This is a genomic window from Cognatilysobacter lacus, from assembly GCF_008274655.1.
GTDB lineage: Bacteria > Pseudomonadota > Gammaproteobacteria > Xanthomonadales > Xanthomonadaceae > Cognatilysobacter > Cognatilysobacter lacus.
This window is the reverse complement of the sequence record NZ_VTRV01000268.1, coordinates 1-1,234: the sequence shown is the minus strand read 5'-3', so window position 1 is coordinate 1,234 and position 1,234 is coordinate 1. Positions and strand designations below refer to the sequence as shown.

The window sequence follows — 1,234 nt, the reverse complement described above, 5'->3', positions numbered from 1 at the left end:
GGGCCTTCGTCGCACTGAGGCCTAACAATTCGTCCAAGCCGACGCCGCTTCGCGGCGCGGCTTAACTCAGGTGTTAGGCCACACACTGCGGTCCCAAGCAACGTGCAACTTGTCGGCAAAGCTGGGTTCCCCGCGCCCTCGTAGTCCGGCTTCCGGCTACAGCTCCATGTCGCTGTGCCGCGGGCGTCGTCCCCGTCGCACTCGCGGGTTCCGCCGCGTCGCTCGCGGCTCCATCAGCGTCCAGACGTCGCGGCTCGCAGTCCCACCTTCGGCCACGTGCGCATCGCAGCATCCTTATCTCGAGCCGTCGTACTATCGCACCTGGCAGTTGGGCGTCGCTCGCGCAGTTCTCGAACTCGGGGCGTGGCCTAACAATTCGTCCAAGCCGACGCCGCTTCGCGGCGCGGCTTAACTCGGGTGTTAGCGCCCACGCCGGGCTGCTCTTCGGTCGTCGGGCTAATCGCTCCTCGAATCTCTAAGCTCGCGGCCACATCAGCTTGCAGGTTCACGGCTGCAAGCTCGCGCCGCTTCCGCCGCCTAGGCTCATCGTCGTGATCCGAACCGCGGCGCCAACTTGCCGGCCCCATCAGGTCTGGCGTCCTCACCATCCTTGCCTTTCGGCGCGCCTACGGCGCCCCGCTCCGTCTATCTCGCGGGTCCGGTTCTTCGTGCCAAACTCTATCCACGTGGAGCAGCGGGCCAGCATCCCGGCGCGTGGGCTCTAACAATTCGTCCAAGCCGACGCCGCTTCGCGGCGCGGCTTAACTCAGGTGTTAGGCCTCATGATCAAATTCACTGCTGCCGTGTTGGTCCTTACAAGCTCGCTCGCCCAAGCGGCTGGCCCGCCCGCTTGCGCCGTGCCTGGCAAGATGGAGCACTGGCGCGCCGACTACTGCTTGGCCAAGGTCGGAACGGATGACATCCTTGCTGCCCAGTCGTGCCTCGAAACGGAAGAAAAGGTGCTGTTCCGTAGCGCGTGTACGGCTAACCTGTACTACAAGCGCAAGATCTGCGTGCTCAACGCCGCAGCCGCTGGCACGAGCGTAGAGAAATGCGTGGCAGATCCGGCCGTGGTCGGCCCAACGGTCCGGAATGGCGGGGCATGAGGCCTAACAATTCGTCCAAGCCGACGCCGCTTCGCGGCGCGGCTTAACTCAGGTGTTAGGTGCGCCGGGAGACTTCGCAGGTGTCTGACAATTTCAACCCCGAGGCAGCAAAGCGCCATCACGAGTTG

1 protein-coding gene is annotated in these 1,234 nt (G+C 64.4%); it reads left to right on the top strand.

All coding sequences use genetic code 11. The features are described 5' to 3' along the window. Window positions 1-782 precede the first annotated feature (782 nt). On the top strand, window positions 783-1,106 hold the full coding sequence (locus FW784_RS13980; RefSeq protein ID WP_149353931.1) for a hypothetical protein: 324 nt from the start codon (window positions 783-785) through the stop codon (window positions 1,104-1,106). Window positions 1,107-1,234: the final 128 nt, after the last annotated feature.